At 65.6% G+C, this 22196-nt stretch carries 21 protein-coding genes; 13 read left to right on the top strand and 8 right to left on the bottom strand.

Features of this window, described 5'->3' with window-relative positions:
- The 3 genes from NJH59_RS04340 to NJH59_RS04330 form a co-directional block, all read right to left on the bottom strand.
- The gene (locus NJH59_RS04340; RefSeq protein ID WP_253086443.1) at positions 1 to 1395 is read right to left on the bottom strand and encodes an ethanolamine ammonia-lyase subunit EutB; all 1395 of its coding nucleotides are present in this window, start codon (positions 1393 to 1395) and stop codon (positions 1 to 3) included.
- 46 nt (positions 1396 to 1441) lie between these two features.
- Positions 1442 to 2884, bottom strand: coding sequence for an ethanolamine permease (gene eat, locus NJH59_RS04335; RefSeq protein ID WP_043863921.1), 1443 nt, complete (start codon positions 2882 to 2884; stop codon positions 1442 to 1444).
- Between the two features lie 175 nt (positions 2885 to 3059).
- Complete coding sequence (locus NJH59_RS04330) at positions 3060 to 4580, bottom strand: aldehyde dehydrogenase family protein (RefSeq protein ID WP_043863920.1); 1521 nt, start codon at positions 4578 to 4580, stop codon at positions 3060 to 3062.
- Positions 4581 to 4845: 265 nt separating this feature from the next.
- On the opposite strand from NJH59_RS04330, the gene NJH59_RS04325 reads away from it, so the two are divergent.
- From NJH59_RS04325 to NJH59_RS04310, 4 genes are all read left to right on the top strand, one after another.
- Positions 4846 to 6765, top strand: a complete 1920-nt coding sequence (locus NJH59_RS04325; RefSeq protein WP_104571892.1) for a sigma-54-dependent Fis family transcriptional regulator — start codon at positions 4846 to 4848, stop codon at positions 6763 to 6765.
- Positions 6766 to 6830: 65 nt separating this feature from the next.
- Positions 6831 to 8180 carry a UDP-N-acetylmuramate:L-alanyl-gamma-D-glutamyl-meso-diaminopimelate ligase gene (gene mpl, locus NJH59_RS04320; protein WP_043863918.1) on the top strand — a complete coding sequence of 450 codons (1350 nt, stop codon included), beginning with the start codon at positions 6831 to 6833 and terminating at the stop codon, positions 8178 to 8180.
- The gene (gene ubiX / locus NJH59_RS04315) at positions 8177 to 8806 is read left to right on the top strand and encodes a flavin prenyltransferase UbiX (protein WP_043863917.1); all 630 of its coding nucleotides are present in this window, start codon (positions 8177 to 8179) and stop codon (positions 8804 to 8806) included. Before mpl ends, ubiX begins: the two co-directional genes overlap by 4 nt.
- Complete coding sequence (locus NJH59_RS04310) at positions 8803 to 9093, top strand: YceK/YidQ family lipoprotein (protein ID WP_043863916.1); 291 nt, start codon at positions 8803 to 8805, stop codon at positions 9091 to 9093. The genes ubiX and NJH59_RS04310 overlap by 4 nt, the downstream gene beginning before the upstream one ends.
- Positions 9094 to 9183: 90 nt before the next feature.
- On the opposite strand, the gene NJH59_RS04305 is transcribed toward NJH59_RS04310, so the two are convergent.
- The 3 genes from NJH59_RS04305 to NJH59_RS04295 all read right to left on the bottom strand — a co-directional run bounded on the left by NJH59_RS04305 (position 9184) and on the right by NJH59_RS04295 (position 12116).
- The gene (locus NJH59_RS04305; protein WP_043863915.1) at positions 9184 to 9825 is read right to left on the bottom strand and encodes an oxidoreductase; all 642 of its coding nucleotides are present in this window, start codon (positions 9823 to 9825) and stop codon (positions 9184 to 9186) included.
- A gap of 26 nt (positions 9826 to 9851) precedes the next feature.
- The gene (locus NJH59_RS04300) at positions 9852 to 11573 is read right to left on the bottom strand and encodes a C13 family peptidase (protein WP_123753495.1); all 1722 of its coding nucleotides are present in this window, start codon (positions 11571 to 11573) and stop codon (positions 9852 to 9854) included.
- Positions 11574 to 11660: 87 nt separating this feature from the next.
- Positions 11661 to 12116: a MaoC family dehydratase gene (locus NJH59_RS04295; protein ID WP_043863913.1), complete on the bottom strand. Its 456-nt coding sequence runs from the start codon at positions 12114 to 12116 to the stop codon at positions 11661 to 11663.
- Between the two features lie 170 nt (positions 12117 to 12286).
- Between NJH59_RS04295 and NJH59_RS04290 the strand changes: the two genes are divergently transcribed.
- The 3 genes from NJH59_RS04290 to NJH59_RS04280 are packed head-to-tail and all read left to right on the top strand — an operon-like array spanning position 12287 to position 13962.
- Positions 12287 to 12649 carry a CidA/LrgA family protein gene (locus NJH59_RS04290; protein ID WP_043863912.1) on the top strand — a complete coding sequence of 121 codons (363 nt, stop codon included), beginning with the start codon at positions 12287 to 12289 and terminating at the stop codon, positions 12647 to 12649.
- Between the two features lie 2 nt (positions 12650 to 12651).
- The gene (locus tag NJH59_RS04285; protein ID WP_173925073.1) at positions 12652 to 13362 is read left to right on the top strand and encodes an LrgB family protein; all 711 of its coding nucleotides are present in this window, start codon (positions 12652 to 12654) and stop codon (positions 13360 to 13362) included.
- A 9-nt stretch (positions 13363 to 13371) separates the two neighbouring features.
- The gene (locus NJH59_RS04280) at positions 13372 to 13962 is read left to right on the top strand and encodes an LON peptidase substrate-binding domain-containing protein (protein WP_043863910.1); all 591 of its coding nucleotides are present in this window, start codon (positions 13372 to 13374) and stop codon (positions 13960 to 13962) included.
- A gap of 3 nt (positions 13963 to 13965) precedes the next feature.
- Here the strand turns inward: NJH59_RS04280 and NJH59_RS04275 are convergent, their stop codons facing one another.
- Together NJH59_RS04275 and NJH59_RS04270 are read right to left on the bottom strand one after the other, a co-directional pair.
- Positions 13966 to 15282, bottom strand: a complete 1317-nt coding sequence (locus NJH59_RS04275; protein WP_253086442.1) for a bifunctional DedA family/phosphatase PAP2 family protein — start codon at positions 15280 to 15282, stop codon at positions 13966 to 13968.
- 4 nt (positions 15283 to 15286) lie between these two features.
- Positions 15287 to 15979: a DNA-3-methyladenine glycosylase gene (locus tag NJH59_RS04270; RefSeq protein ID WP_043863908.1), complete on the bottom strand. Its 693-nt coding sequence runs from the start codon at positions 15977 to 15979 to the stop codon at positions 15287 to 15289.
- Positions 15980 to 16169: 190 nt separating this feature from the next.
- On the opposite strand from NJH59_RS04270, the gene NJH59_RS04265 reads away from it, so the two are divergent.
- From NJH59_RS04265 to rodA, 6 genes are read left to right on the top strand one after another with little or no spacing between them, the layout of a single operon-like run.
- Positions 16170 to 17441, top strand: a complete 1272-nt coding sequence (locus NJH59_RS04265) for a glutamate-5-semialdehyde dehydrogenase (protein WP_043863907.1) — start codon at positions 16170 to 16172, stop codon at positions 17439 to 17441.
- 2 nt (positions 17442 to 17443) lie between these two features.
- Positions 17444 to 18130, top strand: coding sequence for a nicotinate-nucleotide adenylyltransferase (nadD, locus tag NJH59_RS04260; RefSeq protein WP_043863906.1), 687 nt, complete (start codon positions 17444 to 17446; stop codon positions 18128 to 18130).
- A 44-nt stretch (positions 18131 to 18174) separates the two neighbouring features.
- Positions 18175 to 18600 (top strand): ribosome silencing factor, encoded by a 426-nt coding sequence (gene rsfS / locus NJH59_RS04255; RefSeq protein ID WP_088514344.1) that lies wholly within the window; start codon positions 18175 to 18177, stop codon positions 18598 to 18600.
- A gap of 9 nt (positions 18601 to 18609) precedes the next feature.
- The gene (rlmH, locus tag NJH59_RS04250; RefSeq protein ID WP_010222895.1) at positions 18610 to 19077 is read left to right on the top strand and encodes a 23S rRNA (pseudouridine(1915)-N(3))-methyltransferase RlmH; all 468 of its coding nucleotides are present in this window, start codon (positions 18610 to 18612) and stop codon (positions 19075 to 19077) included.
- Positions 19078 to 19092: 15 nt separating this feature from the next.
- Positions 19093 to 21045 (top strand): penicillin-binding protein 2, encoded by a 1953-nt coding sequence (gene mrdA, locus NJH59_RS04245; protein WP_054916341.1) that lies wholly within the window; start codon positions 19093 to 19095, stop codon positions 21043 to 21045.
- 31 nt (positions 21046 to 21076) lie between these two features.
- On the top strand, positions 21077 to 22180 hold the full coding sequence (gene rodA / locus NJH59_RS04240) for a rod shape-determining protein RodA (protein WP_043863944.1): 1104 nt from the start codon (positions 21077 to 21079) through the stop codon (positions 22178 to 22180).
- Positions 22181 to 22196 lie beyond the last annotated feature (16 nt).

Below are 22196 nucleotides of genomic sequence, written 5' to 3'. Positions count from 1 at the left end.
TTATCCCAGTTGCGCCAGCGCTTGGCGGAAGGCCGGTGGCAGGTTGTCGCCAAACCGCACCCGGCCATCGGCCTGGGTGAAGATGCCCATGCGCGCCAGCCACGCCTCGAACTCCGGGGCCGGTTTCAGGCCCAGGGTCTGGCGTGCGTACAGCGCGTCGTGGAACGAGGTGGTCTGGTAGTTGAGCATGATGTCGTCGGAGCCGGGGATGCCCATGATGAAGTTGATCCCGGCCACCCCCAGCAGCGTCAGCAGCGTGTCCATGTCGTCCTGGTCGGCCTCGGCATGGTTGGTGTAGCAGATATCGCAGCCCATCGGCACGCCCAGCAGCTTGCCGCAGAAGTGGTCTTCCAGGCCGGCGCGGATGATCTGCTTGCCGTTGTACAGGTACTCCGGGCCGATGAAGCCGACCACGGTGTTGACCAGAAACGGCTTGAAATGCCGTGCCACGGCATAGGCCCGGGTTTCGCAGGTCTGCTGGTCGACGCCATGGTGCGCGTTGGCCGACAGCGCGCTGCCCTGGCCGGTCTCGAAGTACATCAGGTTCTGCCCGAGGGTACCGCGGTTCAGGCTCAGGCCGGCGTCGTAGCCTTCCTGCAACAGGTTGAGGTTGATGCCGAAACTGGCATTGGCCGCCTCGGTGCCGGCAATGGACTGGAACACCAGGTCCAGCGGTACGCCGCGGTTGACGGCCTCGATCGAGGTGGTGACGTGGGTCAGCACACAGGCCTGGGTGGGGATGTCGTAGCGCTGGATGATCGCGTCGAGCATCTCCAGCAGAGCACAGATCGAGGCGATACTGTCGGTGGCCGGGTTGATGCCGATCATGGCGTCGCCGTTGCCGTACAGCAGGCCGTCGAGAATGCTCGCGGCGATGCCGGCCGGCTCATCCGTGGGGTGGTTGGGCTGCAGGCGGGTGGACAGGCGCCCGCGCAGGCCCAGGGTGCCGCGAAAGCGCGTGACCACGCGGATCTTCTGCGCCACCAGCACCAGGTCCTGCACGCGCATGATCTTCGAGACCGCAGCGGCCATTTCCGGGGTCAGCCCCGGGGCCAGGACGCGCAGGCTGTCTTCGTCGGCCTGCTCGCTCAGCAGCCAGTCGCGCAGCCCGCCCACGGTCAGGTGGCTGACGGCGGCAAAGGCCTGTTTGTCGTGGGTGTCGATGATCAGGCGGGTGACTTCGTCGTCTTCGTAAGGGATCAGCGCCTCGCTGAGGAAGTGACTGAGCGGGATATCGGCCAGCGCCATCTGCGCGGCCACCCGTTCGGCGTCGTTGCCGGCCGCCACCCCGGCGAGAAAGTCGCCGGAGCGGGCCGGGCTGGCCTTGGCCATGACGTCCTTGAGGCTGTCGAAGCGGTAGGTCTGGTTGCCCACCGTGTGTACAAAACTGCTCATACGCAATCTCCATGGCGCCGCAGGCCAGGCCTGCGGCGCGGGGCGGTCAGTGCAAGGCCTCTTCGGCCTTCTGGATCGCGGCAAACTCTTCCTCCGGCGTGCCGGCCACCAGGTGGTGCCGGCTGTAGAAGGCGAAGTACGCAATCAGCACGCCATAGATGATCGCAGCGCCAATCACCACCCGTGGGTCGACCAGGAAACCTGCGACCACCGCCAGGCAGGCCAGCACCAGCGCCACGCCCGAGGTGAAGATGCCGCCCGGGGTACGGTACGGACGCTCCATTTTGGGGCGTTTTATGCGCAGGGTGATGTGCGCGGCCATCATCAGTACATAGGACAGCGTAGCGCCGAATACCGCCACCAGAATCAGCAGGTCGCCCTGGCCGGTCAGCGACAGCGCAAAGCCGATGATGCCGGGGATGATCAGCGCCAGTACCGGAGCCTTGCTGCGGTTGGTCTGCGACAGCTTGCGCGGCAGGTAGCCGGCGCGCGACAGGGCGAAGATCTGCCGTGAATAGGCGTAGATGATCGAGAAGAAGCTGGCGATCAGGCCAGCCAGGCCCACCAGGTTGACGAAGCCGCCCATCCAGGTCGAGCCGCCGTAGGCCTTGGCCAGCGCCTCCACCAGCGGGTTGCCCGAGCTTTTCAGTGCTTCGGCGCCGGCGCCGCCCGGGCCGATCACCAGGATCAGCAGCGCGAAGCTGAGCAGCACCAGCATCGCACCGATCAGGCCGCGGGGCAGGTCGCGCTTGGGGTTCTTGGTTTCTTCGGCGGCCAGCGGCACGCCTTCGACCGCCAGGAAGAACCAGATGGCATAGGGGATTGCCGCCCACACGCCGACGTAGCCGAACGGCAGGAAGCTGCTGGCGCCGGCTGCGTCGGTCTTGGCGATGTCGAACAGGTTGTTCGAATCGAAGTGCGGCACCATCGCGATCAGGAACACCGCCAGGGCGATCGCGGCCACGGCGGTGATGATGAACATCAGCTTGAGCGCTTCGCCCACGCCGAAAATGTGGATGCCGATGAAGATGATGTAGAACGCCAGGTAGATCACCCAGCCGCCGATGCCGAACAGCGATTCGCAGTACGCGCCGATGAACACTGCGATGGCGGCGGGGGCGATGGCGTATTCGATGAGGATCGCGGTGCCGGTCAGAAACCCGCCCCAGGGCCCGAAGGCGCTGCGGGCGAAGCCGTAGCCACCGCCGGCGGTGGGGATCATCGAGGACAGTTCGGCCAGCGAAAAGCACATGCACAGGTACATCGTGGCCATCAGCAGCGTGGCCAGGAACATGCCGCCCCAGCCACCCTGGGCCAGGCCGAAGTTCCACCCGGCGTAGTCGCCGGAGATCACGTAGGCGACGCCCAGACCCACCAGCAGGACCCAGCCTGCGGCACCTTTTTTCAGTTCACGTTGCTGGAAATACTCGGAACCGACCTTTTCGAAATCGACGGAAGCCGGCGCGTTGCCGGAATGATCGCTTGGCATGGGGATTCACCTGTTCTTTTTTTAGTCACCGGCGGGTGCCGGCCTGTGGTGATGGTCTTGCACGAAAGGGGCCAGAACAGCTGCAAGCTTCAAGCTGCAAGCCGCAAGAGAAGGCAAATCGCATGGGGTCTGCTTTTTCTTGCTGCTTGAAGCTTGCCGCTTGCAGCCGGGCTTCCTAGAAGAAGCCCAGTGGATTGATGTCGTAGCTCACCAGCAGGTTCTTGGTCTGCTGGTAGTGGTCGAGCATCATCTTGTGGGTTTCACGACCCACGCCGGACTTCTTGTACCCGCCGAACGCGGCGTGCGCCGGGTACAGGTGGTAGCAGTTGGTCCATACGCGGCCAGCCTTGATGCCGCGGCCCATGCGATAGGCGCGGTTGATGTCGCGGGTCCATACACCGGCGCCCAGGCCGAATTCGGTGTCGTTGGCAATGGCCAGGGCCTCGGCTTCGTCCTTGAAGGTGGTGATGCTGACCACCGGGCCGAAGATCTCTTCCTGGAACACGCGCATCTTGTTGGTGCCCTTGAGCAGGGTCGGTTGGATGTAGTAACCGGTCGACAGGTTGCCCTCGAGTTTTTCCACCTTGCCACCCGTGAGCAGTTCGGCGCCTTCCTTCTCGGCGATTTCCAGGTACGAGAGAATCTTGTCGAACTGCTGCTCGGAGGCCTGGGCGCCGACCATGGTGTCGGTGTCCAGCGGGTCGCCACGCTTGATCTGCTTGATCTTCTTCATCACCTCCTGCATGAACGCCGGGTAGATCGATTCCTGCACCAGTGCGCGCGACGGGCAGGTGCACACCTCGCCCTGGTTGAAGAACGCCAGCACCAGGCCTTCGGCGGCCTTCTCGATGAAGCTCTGCTCGGCCTGCATGATGTCTTCGAAGAAGATGTTCGGCGACTTGCCGCCCAGTTCCACGGTGCTGGGGATGATGTTCTCGGCAGCGCATTTCATGATGTGCGAACCCACCGGGGTGGAGCCGGTGAAGGCGATCTTGGCGATGCGCTTGCTGGTGGCCAGTGCTTCGCCGGCTTCACGGCCATAGCCCTGCACCACGTTGAGCACGCCCGGTGGCAGCAGGTCGCCGATCACTTCGAGCAGCACGCTGATGCCCAGCGGGGTCTGTTCGGCCGGCTTGAGCACCACGCAGTTGCCGGCGGCCAGGGCCGGGGCTAGCTTCCAGGCGGCCATCAGGATCGGGAAGTTCCACGGGATGATCTGCCCGACCACGCCCAGCGGTTCGTGGATGTGATAGGCCACGGTGTTGCCGTCGATTTCAGCGGCGCTGCCTTCCTGGGCGCGCAGGCAGCCGGCGAAGTAGCGAAAGTGATCGGCGGCCAGCGGGATGTCGGCGTTGAGGGTTTCGCGTACCGCCTTGCCGTTGTCCCAGGTTTCGGTGATGGCCAGCAGTTCGAGGTTCTGCTCGATGCGGTCGGCGATTTTCAGCAGGATCAGCGAGCGCGCCTGCACCGAGGTGGTGCCCCAGGCATCGGCGGCCGCATGGGCGGCGTCCAGCGCCTTGTCGATGTCTTCGGCACTGGAGCGTGGGAACTCGGCAATCGGCTGGCCGTTGACCGGCGAGGTGTTGGTGAAGTACTCGCCTTTGACCGGTGGCACGAATTCGCCGTTGATGTAGTTGCCGTAGCGGCTCTTGAAGGAAACGATCGCGCCGTCGGTACCGGGATGTGCGTAACGCATGGTGTGTCTCCTGGCTATTGTGCTTGTAGGGAGGATGTAAAGCGTAGGGCAAGGCACGGGCCACTGCCCGGTGGCCTAGTGAAATCAAGGGCTTGGCGCGGCGCGGAGGGCGCCCCGCAGGCGCTGTGTGCCAGCCCCGGCACAGCCTGGGTGACACTCTGTACCCGTTGTGGCACACAACGTGACCCGACGGTCCCGCCACCATTGCAATGCACTGGCGGCAGGAGGATGCTGGGTTCATCTCGTGTGCGGAGAACAATAAAAAGTGCAGAGCAATCATCTGAGCCGGCACGCCCGGCAAGTGCTCACCGTCACCCAGGGCAAGGCGCTGTTGCAGGGGCCGGGCAGCGACCCGTCGATCGCCCGTTCCTGGCTGCGCTGCCTGGAGGACTACCACCTCGACCCGGCCCAGAGCGTTGCGCCCACCGTGCTCGAGCACGGGCGGCTGCTGGAGAGCCGTGAGCGCCTGCAGCAGGTGCTGCAGATCGCCGGCAACGAGATGAACAGCCTGCACCAGCAACTCTGCGGCGCCGGGCACGCGGTTCTGCTGACCGATGCGCGCGGGGTGATCCTCAACTGCGTCACCGCACCCACCGAGCGGCGCATCTTCGAGCGCGCCGGGCTCTGGCTGGGCGCCGACTGGAGCGAGGCCTGCGAAGGCACCAACGGTATCGGCACCTGCCTGGTCGAGCGCCAGGCCCTGACCATTCACCAGGATGAACACTTTCGCGGGCGCCATACCGGGCTGACGTGCTCAGCCAGCCCGGTGTTCGATCCGCAGGGCGAGCTGCTGGCAGTGCTCGACGTGTCGTCGGCGCGCCCCGACATGTCGCGCCAGAGCCAGTTCCACACCATGGCGCTGGTCAACCTCTCGGCCAAGATGATCGAGAGCTGCTACTTCCTGCGCCATTTCGAAAACCACTGGCTGTTGCGCTTTCACCTGCAGGCCGAATCGGTCGGGCTGTTCAGCGAGGGGCTGCTGGCGTTCGATGGCGAGGGGCGTATCTGTGCGGTCAACCAGAGTGCGCTGAACCTGCTGGCAACGGCACGCGGCGGGCTGCTCGGCCAGCCAGTGGAGGCGTTTTTCGACTGCGCGCTGGATGAACTGCTCGGGCGTGCCACGGCGGCCGCCAGCACCAGCTGGCCGCTGCGTACCCGCGATGGCCGTGTGCTGTTCGCCAGCCTGCGCGGCCAGGCCCGTGCGGTGGCGCCACCGCTTGCGCCGTCGGCCACCAGCACGCCAATGCCGGCACAACGCATCTGCCTGGTCGACCCGGCACTGCAACAGGATTTTCGGCGTGCGCTACGGGTGTTCGAGCGCGACGTGCCGCTGCTGCTCAACGGCGAAACCGGGTGTGGCAAGGAGGCCTTCGCCAAAGCCGTGCACCAGGCCAGCCAGCGCGCGGGCAAACCGTTCGTCGCGCTCAACTGTGCGTCGATCCCGGAGAGCCTGATCGAGAGCGAGCTGTTCGGCTATCGCGGCGGCAGCTTTACCGGGGCGCGCAAGGAGGGCATGCGCGGCAAGCTGCAACAGGCTGACGGTGGCACCTTGCTGCTGGACGAGATCGGCGACATGCCGCTGGCCCTGCAAACGCGCCTGCTGCGGGTGCTCGAGGAGCGCCAGGTGGTACCGATCGGCGGCGAGCCGCAGGCGGTGGATGTGCGCATCATCAGTGCCACCCACCGTGACCTGCTGGGCCGGGTCGAGGCCGGCAGCTTTCGCGAAGACCTGTATTACCGCCTCAATGGCCTGGAGGTCGCCCTGCCGGCATTGCGTGAGCGCAGCGACAAGGCGCAGTTGCTCGACTTTGTCCTGGCCGAGGAGGCCGCGGGCCAACCTGTGCGGCTAGAGCCGTCGGCACGCCGGGCGCTGCTGGAATTTGCCTGGCCCGGCAACGTGCGCCAGTTGCGCAATGTGCTGCGTACCCTGGTGGCCCTGTGCGAGGATGGCCGCATCGCATTCGACGACCTGCCGCCGGTAGTGCGCCAGCCCCCGGCAGCGCTCGAGCCCACGGTGGCCAGGCCGCAGGCCGAACACCCGCTGGACGACGCCGAGCGGGCCGCGCTGCTGCAGGCGCTGGAGCACAAGCGCTGGCACATGACCCAGGTGGCGGCGCAACTGGGGGTCAGCCGCAATACGCTGTACCGCAAGCTGCGCAAGCACGGGATTGCACGGGGCGCCTAGGCAAACTCAGGATGCGATTTTTCCCACCCTAAGCTACCCTGCCTCCACGTTTCGTGAGGTCGACCATGCACATTCATATTCTCGGTATCTGCGGTACTTTCATGGGCTCGCTGGCGGTGCTGGCCAAGGAGCTTGGCCACCGCGTCACCGGCTCCGACGCCAACGTCTATCCCCCCATGAGCACCCAGCTCCAGGCCCAGGGCATCGAGCTGCATCAAGGCTATGACGCCGCCCAGTTGGAGCCGGCCCCCGACCTGGTGGTGATCGGCAACGCACTGTCGCGGGGCAACCCGGCGGTGGAGTACGTGCTGAACAAGGGCCTGCCCTACGTGTCGGGCCCGCAGTGGCTGGCTGACCACGTGCTGCAGGGCCGCTGGGTACTGGCCGTGGCCGGTACCCACGGCAAGACCACCACCAGCAGCATGCTGGCCTGGGTGCTGGAGCATGCCGGGATGAGCCCCGGCTTTCTGATCGGCGGTGTGCCGCAGAACTTCTCGGTGTCGGCGCGCCTGGGCGCCACGCCGTTCTTCGTGGTCGAGGCCGACGAGTACGACAGCGCGTTCTTCGACAAGCGTTCCAAGTTCGTGCACTACCGTCCGCGCACCGCCATTTTGAACAACCTCGAGTTCGATCACGCAGACATCTTCCCTGATCTGGCTGCCATCGAGCGCCAGTTCCACCATCTGGTGCGCACCATCCCGAGCGAAGGCCTGGTCATTCACCCCACCACCGAGCCGGCCCTGCAGAAGGTGATCGAGATGGGCTGCTGGACCCCGGTGCAGACCACCGGCGCCGGTGGCCAGTGGCAGGTGAAGCTGCTCAGCGCCGACGGATCGCGCTTCGAAGTCAGTTTTGAAGGCCAAGCCCAGGGCGTGGTGGAGTGGGAGCTGACCGGCCAGCACAACGTGGCCAACGCCCTGGCCACCCTGGCCGCTGCCCGCCATGTGGGCGTGGTGCCGGCCATCGGGATTGCCGCCTTGAGCGCGTTCAAGAGCGTCAAGCGGCGCATGGAAAAGGTCGCCGAAGTCCAGGGTGTGACCATCTATGATGACTTTGCCCACCATCCGACCGCCATTGCCACCACCCTCGACGGGCTGCGCAAGCGCATCGGCGACGCCCCGTTGATCGCGGTGATCGAGCCGCGCTCCAACTCCATGAAGCTGGGCGCCCACCGTGATGGCCTGCCCCAGAGCGTGTGCGATGCCGACCAGGTGATCTGGTATGCACCGCCCAATCTGGGCTGGGACCTGGCCGCCACCGCCGCCGAGTGCACGGTGCCGTCGATTGTCGCCGACAGTCTCGAGGCGATCATCGAGCGGGTCAAAAGCCAGGCCGCGCCGGGCACCCAGGTGGTGATCATGAGCAACGGCGGCTTTGGCGGGCTGCACGGCAAGCTGGCCGAGGCACTGCGATGAGCGGCCCGGAGCGCATCACGCTGGCCATGACCGGTGCCTCCGGGGCGCAGTACGGGTTGCGCCTGCTCGATTGCCTGGTGCGTGAAGACCGCGAGGTGCATTTTCTGATCTCCAAGGCTGCGCAACTGGTGATGTCGACCGAGACCGACGTGGTGTTGCCGGCCAAGCCGCAGTCGATCCAGGCGTTTCTGACCGAGTACACCGGCGCTGCGGCCGGTCAGATCCGGGTATACGGGCGCGAGGACTGGATGTCGCCGGTGGCCTCGGGCTCCGGGGCGCCGGCAGCGATGGTGGTGGTGCCCTGTTCCACCGGCACGCTGTCGGCAATCGCCACCGGGGCCTGCAACAACCTGATCGAGCGGGCCGCGGACGTGACCCTGAAGGAGCGTCGGCAGTTGATTCTGGTGCCGCGCGAGGCGCCTTTCTCGACCATCCACCTGGAGAACATGCTCAAGCTGTCGCAGATGGGCGCGGTGATATTGCCGGCCTCGCCGGGCTTCTATCACCAACCGCAGACCATCGACGACCTGGTGGACTTTGTGGTGGCGCGGATTCTCAACCTGCTGGATGTTCCGCAGGACATGCTGCCGCGCTGGGGCGAGCACCATGTTGGCGGCGAGGAGTGAAGGCGCTGCTGGTGGCAGGCCTGGCAGTGCTGGCACTGAGCAGCGGCTGCGCCACGGTGCGCACGCTGGATGCGGCCAAGCCGGGGGCACCGGTGGTGTATTCGGGTACGCGGCTGGATCTGTATGCGCTGCAAGGCGGTTGCTGCCCTGAAGACCGTTTTGGCGCGCCGGCACCGGCGTACCCGGGGCTGGACCTGCCGGGCAGTGCACTGCTCGATACGGTGTTGCTGCCGTTGTCGGTGCTTACGGTGCTGGGGGTGGGGTTTCAGGCTACCGGCGGGTTGTAGCCAGCGGCCTCATCGCGGGTCGAGCCCGCTCCCACAAGGGGCTGAGCTGTCCTTGTGGGAGCGGGTTCGACCCGCGATGAGGCCTTTGAATTACTTACCCAATCTACGCAGTTCATCGGACTCCACGGTCCGGACCCCGTCCTGCTCTTCCAGCGCCAGGCGCCACAGCGCCCGCGCCAGCTGGCAGGCTTCGATGCCGCGGTACTTGCCCGGCAGCAGCCGCGACAACGGCCCGGCAAACTGTTCACCGAGCCGAGGCTCGATACGCTCGCCCAGCAGCACCGACGGCCGCGCGATGGTCAATTGCGGCCAGTCCTGCGCCATGAGTGCCTGTTCCATCTCGCCCTTGACCCGGTTGTAGAACACCGACGACTTGGGGTCGGCGCCAATCGCGCTGACCACCAGCAGGTGCCGTGCACCCATTTCCCGCGCCCGCTTGCTGAACGCCACCACCATGTCCAGGTCGACGGCGCGAAACGCCGTTTCCGAACCTGCCTGTTTGATGGTGGTGCCCAGGCAGCAGAAGGCGATGTCCACCCGGCCGCTCAACTGCGGCAGGAACACCGCCGGGTCGCCGACCGGGTTCTCCAGGTGCGGGTGTTCGGCCAGCGGCCGGCGCGTGGGGGCCAGCACACGGCTCACGGTTGGCTCGTTGAGCAGCCGATCCAGCAAATGCTCACCAGTCAGCCCGGTGGCTCCGGCAATCAGGATGTGCTGAGGCGTCAGGTACATGATGTCTCTCCCTTGATACAGTCAGCTTAGTGGCTGCTTGTATTTTCTGCTTGTACCGCATCGGCACTTTGCAGTGCTTTTCGTGCCTGTTGCTGGCGCAGTTTCTGCCAGTGCTGCAGCACCCGTTGCGGCGCCCACAGCTGAGGTTCGGAAGCCTCGTAGCCATCGGCCTGCTCGCGCTGCTGCACCGTGGTCTTGGCCAGTTCGAAGGCCTGCTGCAGGTCGTCGGTCTGGTTCAGTGCCCGGGCGAACAGTGCTTCGCCGAAATAGGTGAAGTCGGCCTCTTCGGAGCAGCCGAACGACACCCGGTCGGCACGCGATGCGGTCATGATCAAGGTCTTGTCGTCCTTGAGTGAATCGATGTAACCCCCCGAGTAGCACGCAGAGATCACGATTATCTTGTCACGTTCCTTTAGTGGGGCAAGCGCGGCCGAGAGTTCATCGGCGGGCAGGTCGGCCAGTTGCAGGCGCGGCAGATCCAGCACCAGTTCATGTTCGTGGCTGCCGTGGCTGGTCAGGTAGATGAACACCAGGTCTTCGGGGCCGCTGCGCTCGGCCAGGGTGCGTGCGGCCCGCGCCAGGTTCTCGCGGGTGGCCAGGGGGCGGTCGGCCATGTGGTCGCGGTGGTTGACCAGGGCGACCTGGCCAGTGGCACCGAAACGGGTCTTGAGCATGTCGCTGACGTAGTCGGCCTCGCGCATGAACACGCTCTGGTTGCCATCGCCGGCCAGGGCCAGGCTGTACAGTTCGATGGCCGGGGTGGAGGCCGGTACCTGGGCCAGCGCCTTGTCGAGCAGGGTGCCCTGCTTGAGCAGGGCCAGCTCCAGGGGGTCGGGCAACAGGCGCCCGTGTTCGTCGCGCACGCGCAGGCCGTTTACCCAGTGGCCGCTTTCGACGCTGCCGTCGACCTGCGTCAGCCGGCCTTTGCCCTGGTAGGTGTCGTTTTCGAAACCGCCGACGTACAGGCTGCCGTCGGGCAATTGCAGGCGGCCCTGGCCGGCGAAGCGCCAGTCGCGAAACTCGCCCTTGTAGTGGCTGCCGTCGCTGCCGAACAGCTCGCCCTTGCCGGTCAGCGAGCCGTCGCGGAACTGGCCGATCCACACGTCGCCATCGGCGTTTTCGTAACGGCCACGACCTTGCAGGTGGTTGTCCTTGAATTCACCGATGTACTGGTCGCCTTCGGCGCTGTTGAAGGTGCCGCTGCCCTGCAACTGGCCGTCGACGAAGCGCCCGCTGAACTGGTTGCCACTGGCATCGCTGCGGATGCCTTCGCCGTGGGGTTTGCCCTTGGCGAACAGGCCCTGGTACTGGCTGCCGTCGGCCAGGGTCAGTTCGCCGGCGCCGTTGTACTGGTCGTCCTTGAACTGCCCGCGATACTGTACCTGGCCTTCCCTGAGGGTGCCTTCGCCGTCACGCCGGCCAAGCTTGAAGCCGCCGCTGTAGTGGCTGCCCGGGGTGGTCAGCTCGCCCTGGCCGTGAAACAGACCCTGCTGGAACTCGCCGCGGTACACCTCGCCATTGCTGCCGTGCCATTCGCCGCGGCCCTGCCACTGGCCCTGCTGGAAGTTGCCGGCATACCAGCTGCCATTGGGGTAGTCGATGCGCCCCGGGCCCTGCAGCAGGCCATTGACCACGTCGCCACGGTAGCGGCCGCCATCGGGCAGGCGTGCATCGGGCGGTGACAGCGGTTCACCGTCGCCACAGGCGGCGAGCAGCAGGGTCAGGGCAAGGGGTACGAATGGGCGCATGGCGGGGTCCGGGCAAGTCAGGCCCCGAGTATGCCGCAGTTTGTCGCGGGTGAAACAGCCGCTGGCAGCTGTTTCACCTTGGGCGGGTCAGACGAAGCAGAGCGACAGTGGCTCGGCGATATAGGCGGGTTTGTCCTGGCCTTCGATTTCCAGGGTGGTGGTGGCCTTGAGCAACCACTGGCCCGGTTTCTTCTCGATGGCCTCGCTCAGGTCGACCTTGAGACGAACCCGCGAACCGACCTTCACCGGCTGGATGAAGCGCACGCTGTCCAGGCCATAGTTGACGACCATCTTCAGCCCCTCGGGCAGCACGAGGATGTCTTCCATCAGCTTGGGAATCAGCGAAAGGGTGAGAAAACCGTGGGCAATGGTGCTGCCAAATGGCGTTTTTGCCGCCTTCACCGGGTCCACATGAATGAACTGGAAGTCGCCGGTAGCCTCGGCGAACAGGTTGATGCGCTCCTGGTCGATGGTCAGCCACTCGGAACGTCCCAGTTCCTTTCCAACGTACTGCGCCAGCTCTGCAACGGGTACATAGGGCATTGCGACTCTCCTGGTTGTCTTTGATTTTGTTGTGACTGCTACAGGTTCGACTGCTTAAGATCAGCACGCCGACCGGATGCGGTCAAGTCACCGTTGTTTCAGCGAATATCGGGGTATAGACCAGTCGTTAGCGTGCTTATAATGGCCGCCAGGCCTGAGGGAGAAGTGCAATGTTGTTGCGTGGTTTGACGTGGCTCGTGCTGTTCCAGTTGCTGGGGACGGCGATCAATCACCTGTTTCTGTCGATGCTGCCGGGGCCGATCATCGGGCTGGTGCTGTTGCTGGCGTACCTGATGCTGCGCGGCGAGGTCAGTGCGCCGTTGAGCGAGGCGGCCAGCAGCCTGCTGCGCTACCTGCCGTTGCTGCTGGTGCCGCCGGCGGTGGGGGTGATGGTGTACGCCGCCGACATTGCTGCCGACTTCTGGGCCATCGTCGGTTCGCTGGTGCTGTCGGTGCTGATCGCCCTGGCGTTCTGTGGCGTGCTCATGCAGAAGATGATTGCCCGTCAGGCCCGTCGTGAGGAAAAGCCATGAGCCTGGACTGGCACGGCGCCCTCGATGCGGTCATCCACCACCCGCTGTTCGGCATCGGTATCACCCTGGGGGCCTATCAGCTGGTGTTGGCGGCCTATGACAAGACCCGCTGGATCTTCCTGCAGCCGGTACTGGTATCGATGCTGGTGGTGATCGGTGTACTGGTGACGTGCGGCGTGTCCTACGCCGAGTACCGCAAGAGCACCGAAATCATGAACATCCTGCTGGGCCCGGCCACCGTGGCCCTGGCGGTCCCGCTCTACCTGAACCTGCGGCGTATTCGCCAGCTGTTGTGGCCGACCTTGACTACGCTGGTAATCGGCGGCCTGGTCGCGACCTGTGCCTGCCTGTTGCTGGGCTGGTGGTTCGGTGCCGAACACATGATCCTGATGACCATGGCGCCCAAGTCGGTGACTTCGCCGATTGCGATGCTGGTGGCCGAGCAGATCGGCGGGGTGGCGGCGCTGGCGGCAGTGTTCGTGCTGATCACCGGGGTGATCGGGGCGATCTTCGGCCCGGCCCTGCTGTCGGCCTGCGGGGTGAGCAGCCCGGAAGCCCGCGGCATGGCACTGGGCATCAGTGCGCACGCGGTGGGCACGGCGGTGGCGTTGGAGGAAAGCGAGGAAACCGGGGCCTTCGCGGCCCTGGGCATGAGCCTGATGGGAGTGGTCACGGCGGTGTTCCTGCCGTTGGCGGTCAGCCTGGTTGCCTGAGGATATTCGATGACATTGCCCCTGTTTCCACTCAATACCGTGCTGTTCCCCGGCTGCAAGCTCGACCTGCAGATCTTCGAGGCGCGTTACCTGGACATGATCGGCCGCTGCATGAAGCAGGGCGGCGGGTTCGGCGTGGTGTGCATCCTCGAAGGCGAGCAGGTGGGCAATGCCCCGTCGGGGTTCGCGACAATCGGCTGCGAGGCGTTGATACGCGACTTCCAGCAGCAGGACAACGGCCTGCTGGGCATTCGCGTCGAGGGTGTGCGGCGCTTCGATGTCGGCCCCTACGAGGTGCAGAAGGACCAACTGCTGCTGGCCGACGTGAACTGGCGCAGCGAACAGCCCGACGCCCCCCTGGAGGAGGACGATCACGACCTGCTGGCCTTGCTCGGCGCGCTAGGCGAGCACCCGATGGTGGCGGCACTGGACATGCCGGTCGAGGTCATCGGCCAGCAGGCACTGGCCAACCAGCTGGCCTACCTGCTGCCTTTCGAGGATGAAGACAAGCTCGACCTGCTGGCCATCGATTCGCCCCGCCAGCGCCTGGACGCGATCCAGGCGCTGCTCGAGCGGCTGCAGGGCGAGTTGTTCGCCTAGGTCTCAGTACTGGTAGCGCAGCAGGGCATGGGGCAAGGCATGCAGGGCGAAGAACGCCAGGGTGCCGGCGCAGGCCGGCAGGATCAGCCACCACACCTTGAGCGGCATGGCGCCGAGCGGTTCGCGGTGCTGCACCAGGCTCAGGCTGGCGGCGCACACGCAGCAGGCCAGCAGCGAGCCGGCGAGGATGTCGGTGGGCCAGTGTGCACCCAGGTAGACCCTGGACAGGGCAATCGACATCGCCGGCAGGCACCCCAGCAGAATCCAGGTCAGGCGCATGCGTGGCGGCTGGCCACGACCGGCCAGCACCGCCAGCGTCAGAAAGAACGCGAATGACGCCGAACTGTGGCCACTGGGCATGCTGTAGGAGGTCAGCGGGTCGCTGAGCACTTCGGGGCGCGCGCGGGCGAACAGCCACTTGAGTGTGCCGTTGGCCAGCGCCGTGCCCATCAGCGTGCAGGCGGCGAAGATCGCCGGGCGCCACTGCCGGCTCAGCAGCAGCAGGCCGGTGAGCACACCGCCCACCACGAACTGCGTACGGAAGTCGCCCAGGCGGGTGATCAGTACGATGGTGCCGTCCAGCGTGGCGCGGCGGTGTTCCTGCACCAGGGTCATCAGGCCCTGGTCGAAATCGTTCAGGTACGGCCAGCCGATGAACACCGCAGCCAGCATTACCAGGCTCAGGCCGGCGATCAGCCGTGTGCCGTAGCGCTTGCTGCGCAGGCTGGTGCTGATGCTCAGGCCGATCAATAGTGCGAGGCCGGCGGCGATGATGCCTGCTTCGGTCCAGAACCCTTCGGGCAGCGGCAGGCGCATGGCCGCGCCGGTGGCCCAGCCGGGCAGCAGGTAGGCCACCGCCCAGCCGGCACCTGCCAACAGGCTGACGGCGATGAAGCGTGGCAAGGGCATGTCGAACATGCCCGCCACCATCGGCAGCATCGGCCGCAGCGGGCCGATGAAGCGCCCCACCAGCAGGCTGGCGATGCCATAGCGCTGGAAGTAGCTCTCGGCGCTGCCGATCCATTCGGGGTGGTGGCGCAGCAGCGGCAGGCGCCGGATGTTCTGGTGGAAGCGCCGGCCCAGGGTGTAGGAAATCGCGTCGCCCAGCAGCCCGCCCAGAAAGCCCAGCAGCAGGGTTTCGCTCAGGCCCAGTGCGCCGCTGCCGGCGAGAACCGCCACGGCGAACAGCAGGATGGTGCCGGGCACGATGAGCCCGGCGATGGCCAGGCATTCGACGCAGGCCACGATGAAGATTGCCAGGCCGAGCCATTGCGGGTTCGCGGTCAGCCAGCCGGTCAGGCTGTCGAGCCTTGGGCCCATGGTGTCAGTTTCCTTGTGTCAGTAAGAAATAGTCGCGGCCTTCGACTTGCCCACGGCGCAGTGGGTTCCGGGTGCAGTGCGCGGCGAAGTCGGCGTCGACGAAACGGTAGGGCAGATGTTCGTCGCGCCCTTGGGGAATGCCCAGGCGTGTGGTCTGAATAATGTGTTTCACGGTTATGCCGCAGTCTTCGACGAACAGCCGCTCGGGGTCGAAGCGCTGGGCGTCCCAGTGCGGGACTTTCAGCCCCAGGGCCTTGCACAGCAGGGTCTGGCCGGCACACAGGCGCTGGTCGGCGCGCGGCTGGCCGCTGGCATCGGGGTTGTTCAGCTGCATCTGCGCCAGGCTGTTGTGGTCGCTGACGGCATCCACCCAGGGGTAGGCCGACTTGATCAGCACCGCGTTGCCGGGGCCGTGGGCGCTGAAGTTGAGCGAATCGCCGCCACGGGCGTAGTACATGTAGATGTGGCCGCCATCGAGGAACAGGGCCTTGCGTTTTTCGGTGTAGCCCAGCGAGGCGTGGCTGCCCTTGTCGGTGACGTAATAGGCTTCGGTTTCGATGATGCGCGCCGACAGCCACAGCTCGCCCTGACGATGACGGATTACCTTGCCGAGCAGGGCCTTGGCCAGGGTCTGGGCGTCGCGGTCGAAGAAGCTGTCGGGGAGGGCCCGGGGCGGGCAGGGGGCGAATTCGGTCATGGGCGCGATAATAGCAATTTATGGTCCGGGTCGGCGGCGGGGCTTTGCTGGAGCCGGCCTTGCCGGCGAAGGGACGCGCTACGGTACATCTTCATACACTGTTTTCGACCATCCGCCTGACACCGCTGGGCGTATACCTGCATGACAGTTATAATCAGCCGATTTTCCCCTCCGCCAAGACACTGAGCCCATGACTGAGTCCGTTCTTGACTACATGACCCGCCTGGGTCGCGCCGCCCGTGAGGCCGCGCGCGTGATTGCCCGCGCCAGCACCGCGCAGAAGAACCGCGCCCTGCACGCTGCCGCCAATGCCCTGGACGCCGCCCGCGCCGAGCTGGGCGCCGCCAACGAACTGGACCTGGCTGCCGGTCGCGCCAATGGTCTGGAGCCGGCCATGCTCGAGCGCCTGGCGCTGACCCCGGCCCGCATCGACGGCATGATCGTCGGCCTGCGCCAGGTGGCCAGCCTGCCGGACCCGGTCGGTGCCATCCGCGACATGAGCTATCGCCCCTCCGGCATCCAGGTCGGCAAGATGCGCGTACCGCTGGGCGTCATCGGCATCATCTACGAGTCGCGCCCCAACGTGACCATCGACGCTGCCAGCCTGTGCCTGAAGTCGGGCAACGCCACCATCCTGCGTGGCGGCTCCGAAGCCATTCATTCCAACCGTGCCATTGCCGCCTGCATCCAGCGCGGCCTGGCCGAGGCCGACCTGCCCGCGGCGGTGGTGCAGGTGGTCGAGGTCACCGACCGCGAGGCGGTGGGCGCGCTGATCAGCATGCCCGAGTACGTCGACGTGATCGTGCCCCGTGGCGGCAAGGGCCTGATCGAACGGGTCAGCCGCGACGCACGGGTGCCGGTGATCAAGCACCTGGACGGCATCTGCCACGTGTACGTGGCAGAGCACGCCGAGCTGGACAAGGCCCAACGCATCGCCTTCAACGCCAAGACCTATCGCTACGGCATCTGCGGCGCCATGGAAACCCTGCTGGTCGACCAGTCGGTCGCCGCGGCGTTCCTGCCGGCGATGGCCAGCCAGTTTCGCGACAAGGGCGTGGAGCTGCGGGGCTGCGAGCGCACCCGGCAGATCATCGAGGCACTGCCGGCCAGCGAAGACGACTGGAGCACCGAGTACCTGGCGGCGATTCTGTCGATTCGCGTGGTCGATGGCCTGGATGCGGCCATCGAGCACATCAACCACTATGGTTCGCACCATACCGATTCGATCGTCACCGAACACCAGGGTCAGGCCCGGCGCTTTACCGCCGAGGTCGACTCCTCGTCGGTGATGATCAACACCCCGACCTGCTTTGCCGACGGCTTCGAGTACGGCCTGGGGGCCGAGATCGGCATTTCCACCGACAAGCTGCATGCACGCGGCCCGGTCGGCCTGGAAGGGCTGACCTGCGAGAAGTACGTGGTGATCGGTGACGGCCAGCTGCGCGGTCAGGAGTCGTTCTGACCTTGGCCGAGCACAGCCCGCTCGCCGTTGCTGCCACGCCGTCGCCCGCCCGGCGCATCGGCGTGCTCGGCGGCACGTTCGATCCGGTGCACATCGGTCACCTGCGCAGTGCGCTGGAGGTGGCCGAGGTGCTGACGCTGGACGAACTGCGCCTGATGCCCAATGCGCGCCCGCCGCACCGCGACATGCCGCAGGTGTCGGCGCAGGATCGCCTGGCCATGGTCGAGCGCGCGGTCGAGGGCGTGCCCCTGCTGAGCGTCGATGCGCGTGAGCTGGCCCGGGACAAGCCGTCCTACACCATCGATACGCTGGAGCTGATGCGCGCCGAAATGGCCGCTGACGACCAGTTGTTCCTGCTGCTGGGCTGGGACGCATTCTGCGGCCTGCCGAGCTGGCATCGCTGGGAAGAGTTGTTGCAACACTGTCATATCCTGGTGCTTCAGCGCCCGGATGCCGACGTCGAGTCGCCGGATGCCCTGCGCAACCTGCTGGCCGCACGTTCGGTGAGTGACCCGCAAGCCCTGCAGGGGCCGGCCGGGCACATAGCATTCGTCTGGCAGACACCCTTGTCGGTGTCGGCCACGCAGATCCGACAGCTGCTGGCCAGCGGCAAGTCGGTGCGGTTTCTGGTGCCGGACGCAGTACTGGCCTATATCGATGCGCACGGCCTGTACCGTGTGCCGAACTGAGTGCGCCAACGGCGCCTCATACCTACGAGTTGAATGAGTTTTATATGAGCAAGCAAGAAATGATTAAAGGCGAAGAGCTGGTCAAGGTCGCGGTAGCTGCCCTTGAAGACGTCAAGGCCCAGGACGTCCTGGTCATCGACGTTCGCGACAAGCAGAGCATCACCGACTACATGATCATCGCCACCGGTACCTCCAACCGTCAGATCAGCGCGATGCTGGACAAGGTCCGCCAGATGGTCAAGGAGAAGGGCGTTCGTCCGCTGGGCGAAGAAGGCAAGGGCGACAGCGACTGGGTGCTGCTGGACCTGGACGACGTCATCGTGCACATGATGACCGCCTCGGCCCGTCAGTTCTACGACCTGGAGCGCCTGTGGAAAGGTGCCGAGCAGAGCCGTGCCGCCGATGGCAAGCACCACAGCCCGGAGCACACCCACGAGCACTTCGCCAAGCTCAACAAAGACCAGGAATAAGGTAGCCCCGTGCGTCTGCGTCTGATCGCGGTCGGCTCGCGCATGCCCAAATGGGTCGAGGACGGCTGGCATGAATATGCCAAGCGCCTGCCGTCGGAGCTGTCCCTGGAGCTGGTGGAGATACCGCTCAACACGCGCGGCAAGAATGCCGACGTTGCCCGCCTGATCCGTCAGGAGGGCGAGGCCATGCTGGCCAAGGTCCAGCCGGGCGAGCGTATCGTCACCCTCGAGGTGCACGGCAAGCCGTGGAGCACCGAACAGCTGGCGGTCGAACTGGACCGCTGGCGCCTCGACTCGCGTACCGTCAACTTCATGGTCGGCGGCCCCGAAGGGCTGGCGCCGGAAGTCTGTGCGCGGGCCGAGCAGCGCTGGTCGCTGTCGCCGCTGACCTTGCCGCACCCGTTGGTAAGGATACTGATCGGCGAACAGCTGTACCGCGCCTGGACCGTGTTGTCCGGGCACCCTTACCACAAATAGTCGTAAGCCTTTTCAATGTCGCAGCCGATTCGCCTCAAGGACCACGAGAAAGACGCCCGCCTGGTGCGTAGCCGCGTCGTGGTCGGCGCAGTCGCGATCGTGCTGCTGATTTGCGTGTTGATCGCCCGGCTGTACTACCTGCAGGTCATTCAGTACGACTACCACTCCACGCTGTCGGAGAACAACCGGGTGCATGTGCAGCCGATCCCGCCGACACGCGGGCTGATCTTCGACCGCAACGGGGTGATCGTCGCCGACAACCGGCCAAGCTTCAGCCTGACCATGACCCGCGAGCGTTCCGGTGACTGGCAGCAGGTGCTCGATTCCATCGTCGAGGTGCTGGAGCTGACCGAGGACGACCGGGCACTGTTCGAAAAACGCATGCGCCAGGGGCGTCGGCCCTTCGAGCCGGTACCGATCCTGTTCGAGCTGACCGAAGAGCAGATCGCCCGGATAGCGGTGAACCAGTTCCGTCTGCCGGGTGTGGAGGTGGCGGCGCAGCTGGTACGCCATTACCCGCAGGGTGCGCACTTTGCGCATTCGGTCGGCTATGTGGGGCGCATCAACGAAAAAGAGCTCAAGTCCCTCGACCCGGTCAACTACAGTGGCACCCACCATATCGGCAAGACCGGTATCGAGCGCTTCTACGAAGCCGAGCTGCATGGCCAGGTCGGCTACGAAGAGGTCGAGACTAACGCCCGTGGCCGGGTGCTGCGGGTGCTCAAGCGTACCGATCCGATCCCCGGCAAGGACATCGTCCTGAGCCTGGACATCAAGCTGCAGGAAGCTGCCGAAGCGGCGCTGGGCGGTCGTCGTGGCGCGATCGTGGCGCTCGACCCGAACACAGGTGAAGTGCTGGCGATGGTCAGTCAGCCGAGCTTCGACCCCAACCCCTTCGTCACCGGCATCAGCTTCAAGGCCTATGCCGAGCTGCGCGACTCGATCGACCGCCCGCTGTTCAACCGCGTACTGCGCGGCCTGTACCCGCCGGGGTCGACGATCAAGCCGGCAGTGGCCATCGTCGGCCTGGACACCGGCGCGGTCACGGCCACCTCGCGGGTGTTCGACCCGGGCTACTACCAACTGCCCAACTATGACCACAAGTACCGCAACTGGAACCGCACCGGCGATGGCTGGGTCGACCTCGACACGGCGATCATGCGTTCCAACGACACCTATTTCTACGACCTGGCGCACAAGGTCGGCATCGACCGGCTTTCGGCCTACATGAACCGCTTCGGCATCGGCCAGAAGGTCGCGCTGGACATGTTCGAGGAATCCTCCGGGCTGATGCCGTCGCGTGACTGGAAGCGCGCGACCCGGCGCCAGGCGTGGTTCCCCGGCGAGACACTGATCCTCGGCATCGGCCAGGGCTACATGCAGGCCACGCCGCTGCAACTGGCCCAGGCCACCGCGCTGATCGCCAGCAAGGGCAAGTGGAACCGCCCGCACCTGGCCAAGACCGTCGAGGGCGTGCGCCCGGTGGACGAGAACCCGATGGAAGACATCGTGCTGCGTGACAAGGCCGACTGGAACAGGGTCACCCACGGCATGGAGATGGTGATGCACGGTGCCCGTGGTACCGCGCGCAAGGCCGCCATCGGCGCGCAGTACCGCATCGCCGGCAAGAGTGGTACCGCGCAGGTGGTCGCGATCAAGCAGGGCGAGAAGTATGACCGCAACAAGGTGCAGGAGCGTCACCGCGACCACGCCCTGTTCGTGTCCTTCGCCCCGGCCGAAAACCCGAAGATCGTGGTGTCGGTGATGGTCGAGAACGGCGAGTCCGGCTCCGGCGTGGCCGCCCCCGTGGTGCGCCAGGTGATGGACGCCTGGCTGCTCGACCAGAACGGTCGCCTCAAGCCTGAATACGCCAACCCCGCGGGCGCCCCGACCAATGTGTCGGTGACCACCCCGGCCGCCCCGCCAGCCAACCCTACAACCGCGCAGGAAACGGCCCGTGAAGAGTAATTTCGATCGCATGCTCTCCAGCGAGGACGTGATGCGCCGCCGCGCCAGCTTCCTGCAGCGCATCCACGTCGACGGCCCGCTGCTGGTGCTGCTGCTGACCCTGGCCGCCGGCAGCCTGTTCGTGCTGTATTCGGCCAGCGGCAAGAACTGGGACATGCTGCTCAAGCAGGCGTCCTCGTTCGGCCTGGGCCTGGTGTCGATGTTCGTCATCGCCCAGCTGGAGCCACGCTTCATGGCGCGCTGGGTGCCACTGGCGTACGTCGGCGGGGTGATCCTGCTGGTGGTGGTGGACGTGATGGGCCACAACGCCATGGGCGCCACGCGCTGGATCAACATCCCCGGGGTGATCCGCTTCCAGCCGTCGGAGTTCATGAAGATCATCATGCCGGCGACCATCGCCTGGTACCTGGCCAAGCGCACCCTGCCGCCGCACCTCAAGCACGTGATGATCAGCCTGATCCTGATCGGTGTGCCGTTCATTCTCATCGTGCGCCAGCCCGACCTGGGCACCGCGTTGCTGATCCTGGCCTCGGGCGCGTTCGTGCTGTTCATGGGCGGGCTGCGCTGGCGCTGGATCCTCAGCGTGCTGGCGGCGGCAGTGCCGGTGGCGGTGGCGATGTGGTTCTTCGTCATGCACGACTACCAGAAGCAGCGCGTGCTGACCTTCCTCGACCCGGAAAGCGACCCGTTGGGCACCGGCTGGAACATCATCCAGTCCAAGGCGGCGATCGGCTCGGGTGGGGTATTCGGCAAGGGTTGGCTGCTCGGCACCCAGTCGCACCTGGACTTTCTGCCCGAGAGCCACACCGACTTCATCATCGCCGTGCTCGGCGAGGAATTCGGCCTGGTGGGCATCTGCGCGCTGCTGCTGATCTACCTGCTGCTGATCGGTCGCGGCCTGGTGATCACGGCCCAGGCGCAGACGCTGTACGGCAAGCTGCTGGCCGGCAGCCTGACCATGACCTTCTTCGTATACGTGTTCGTCAATATCGGTATGGTGAGCGGCCTGTTGCCCGTGGTGGGCGTGCCGCTGCCCTTCATCAGCTATGGCGGAACTTCGCTCGTGACGCTGCTGTCAGCGTTTGGGGTTTTGATGTCGATCCACACGCACCGCAAATGGATCGCGCAGGTTTGAATAAGGTGAACAATTC

The organism is Pseudomonas sp. VE 267-6A (assembly GCF_024126555.1).
GTDB classification, from domain to species: domain Bacteria; phylum Pseudomonadota; class Gammaproteobacteria; order Pseudomonadales; family Pseudomonadaceae; genus Aquipseudomonas; species Aquipseudomonas palmensis.
The sequence above is the reverse complement of the archived record's forward strand: the minus strand, read 5'-3'. Positions and strand labels throughout refer to the sequence as shown.

Bases quoted from the DNA above. Each gene is read 5' to 3' on its own strand.
- NJH59_RS04300 (WP_123753495.1), bottom strand. From the start codon at position 11,573: ATGCGCCCATTCGTACCCCTTGCCCTGACCCTGCTGCTCGCCGCCTGT.
- NJH59_RS04280 (WP_043863910.1), top strand. From the start codon at position 13,372: ATGACATTGCCCCTGTTTCCACTCAATACCGTGCTGTTCCCCGGCTGC.
- NJH59_RS04340 (WP_253086443.1), bottom strand. From the start codon at position 1,395: ATGAGCAGTTTTGTACACACGGTGGGCAACCAGACCTACCGCTTCGAC.
- NJH59_RS04265 (WP_043863907.1), top strand. From the start codon at position 16,170: ATGACTGAGTCCGTTCTTGACTACATGACCCGCCTGGGTCGCGCCGCC.
- rsfS (WP_088514344.1), top strand. From the start codon at position 18,175: ATGAGCAAGCAAGAAATGATTAAAGGCGAAGAGCTGGTCAAGGTCGCG.
- NJH59_RS04270 (WP_043863908.1), bottom strand. From the start codon at position 15,979: ATGACCGAATTCGCCCCCTGCCCGCCCCGGGCCCTCCCCGACAGCTTC.
- rodA (WP_043863944.1), top strand. From the start codon at position 21,077: ATGCGCCGCCGCGCCAGCTTCCTGCAGCGCATCCACGTCGACGGCCCG.
- NJH59_RS04275 (WP_253086442.1), bottom strand. From the start codon at position 15,282: ATGGGCCCAAGGCTCGACAGCCTGACCGGCTGGCTGACCGCGAACCCG.
- ubiX (WP_043863917.1), top strand. From the start codon at position 8,177: ATGAGCGGCCCGGAGCGCATCACGCTGGCCATGACCGGTGCCTCCGGG.
- eat (WP_043863921.1), bottom strand. From the start codon at position 2,884: ATGCCAAGCGATCATTCCGGCAACGCGCCGGCTTCCGTCGATTTCGAA.
- NJH59_RS04330 (WP_043863920.1), bottom strand. From the start codon at position 4,580: ATGCGTTACGCACATCCCGGTACCGACGGCGCGATCGTTTCCTTCAAG.
- mrdA (WP_054916341.1), top strand. From the start codon at position 19,093: ATGTCGCAGCCGATTCGCCTCAAGGACCACGAGAAAGACGCCCGCCTG.
- NJH59_RS04305 (WP_043863915.1), bottom strand. From the start codon at position 9,825: ATGTACCTGACGCCTCAGCACATCCTGATTGCCGGAGCCACCGGGCTG.
- mpl (WP_043863918.1), top strand. From the start codon at position 6,831: ATGCACATTCATATTCTCGGTATCTGCGGTACTTTCATGGGCTCGCTG.
- NJH59_RS04290 (WP_043863912.1), top strand. From the start codon at position 12,287: ATGTTGTTGCGTGGTTTGACGTGGCTCGTGCTGTTCCAGTTGCTGGGG.
- NJH59_RS04295 (WP_043863913.1), bottom strand. From the start codon at position 12,116: ATGCCCTATGTACCCGTTGCAGAGCTGGCGCAGTACGTTGGAAAGGAA.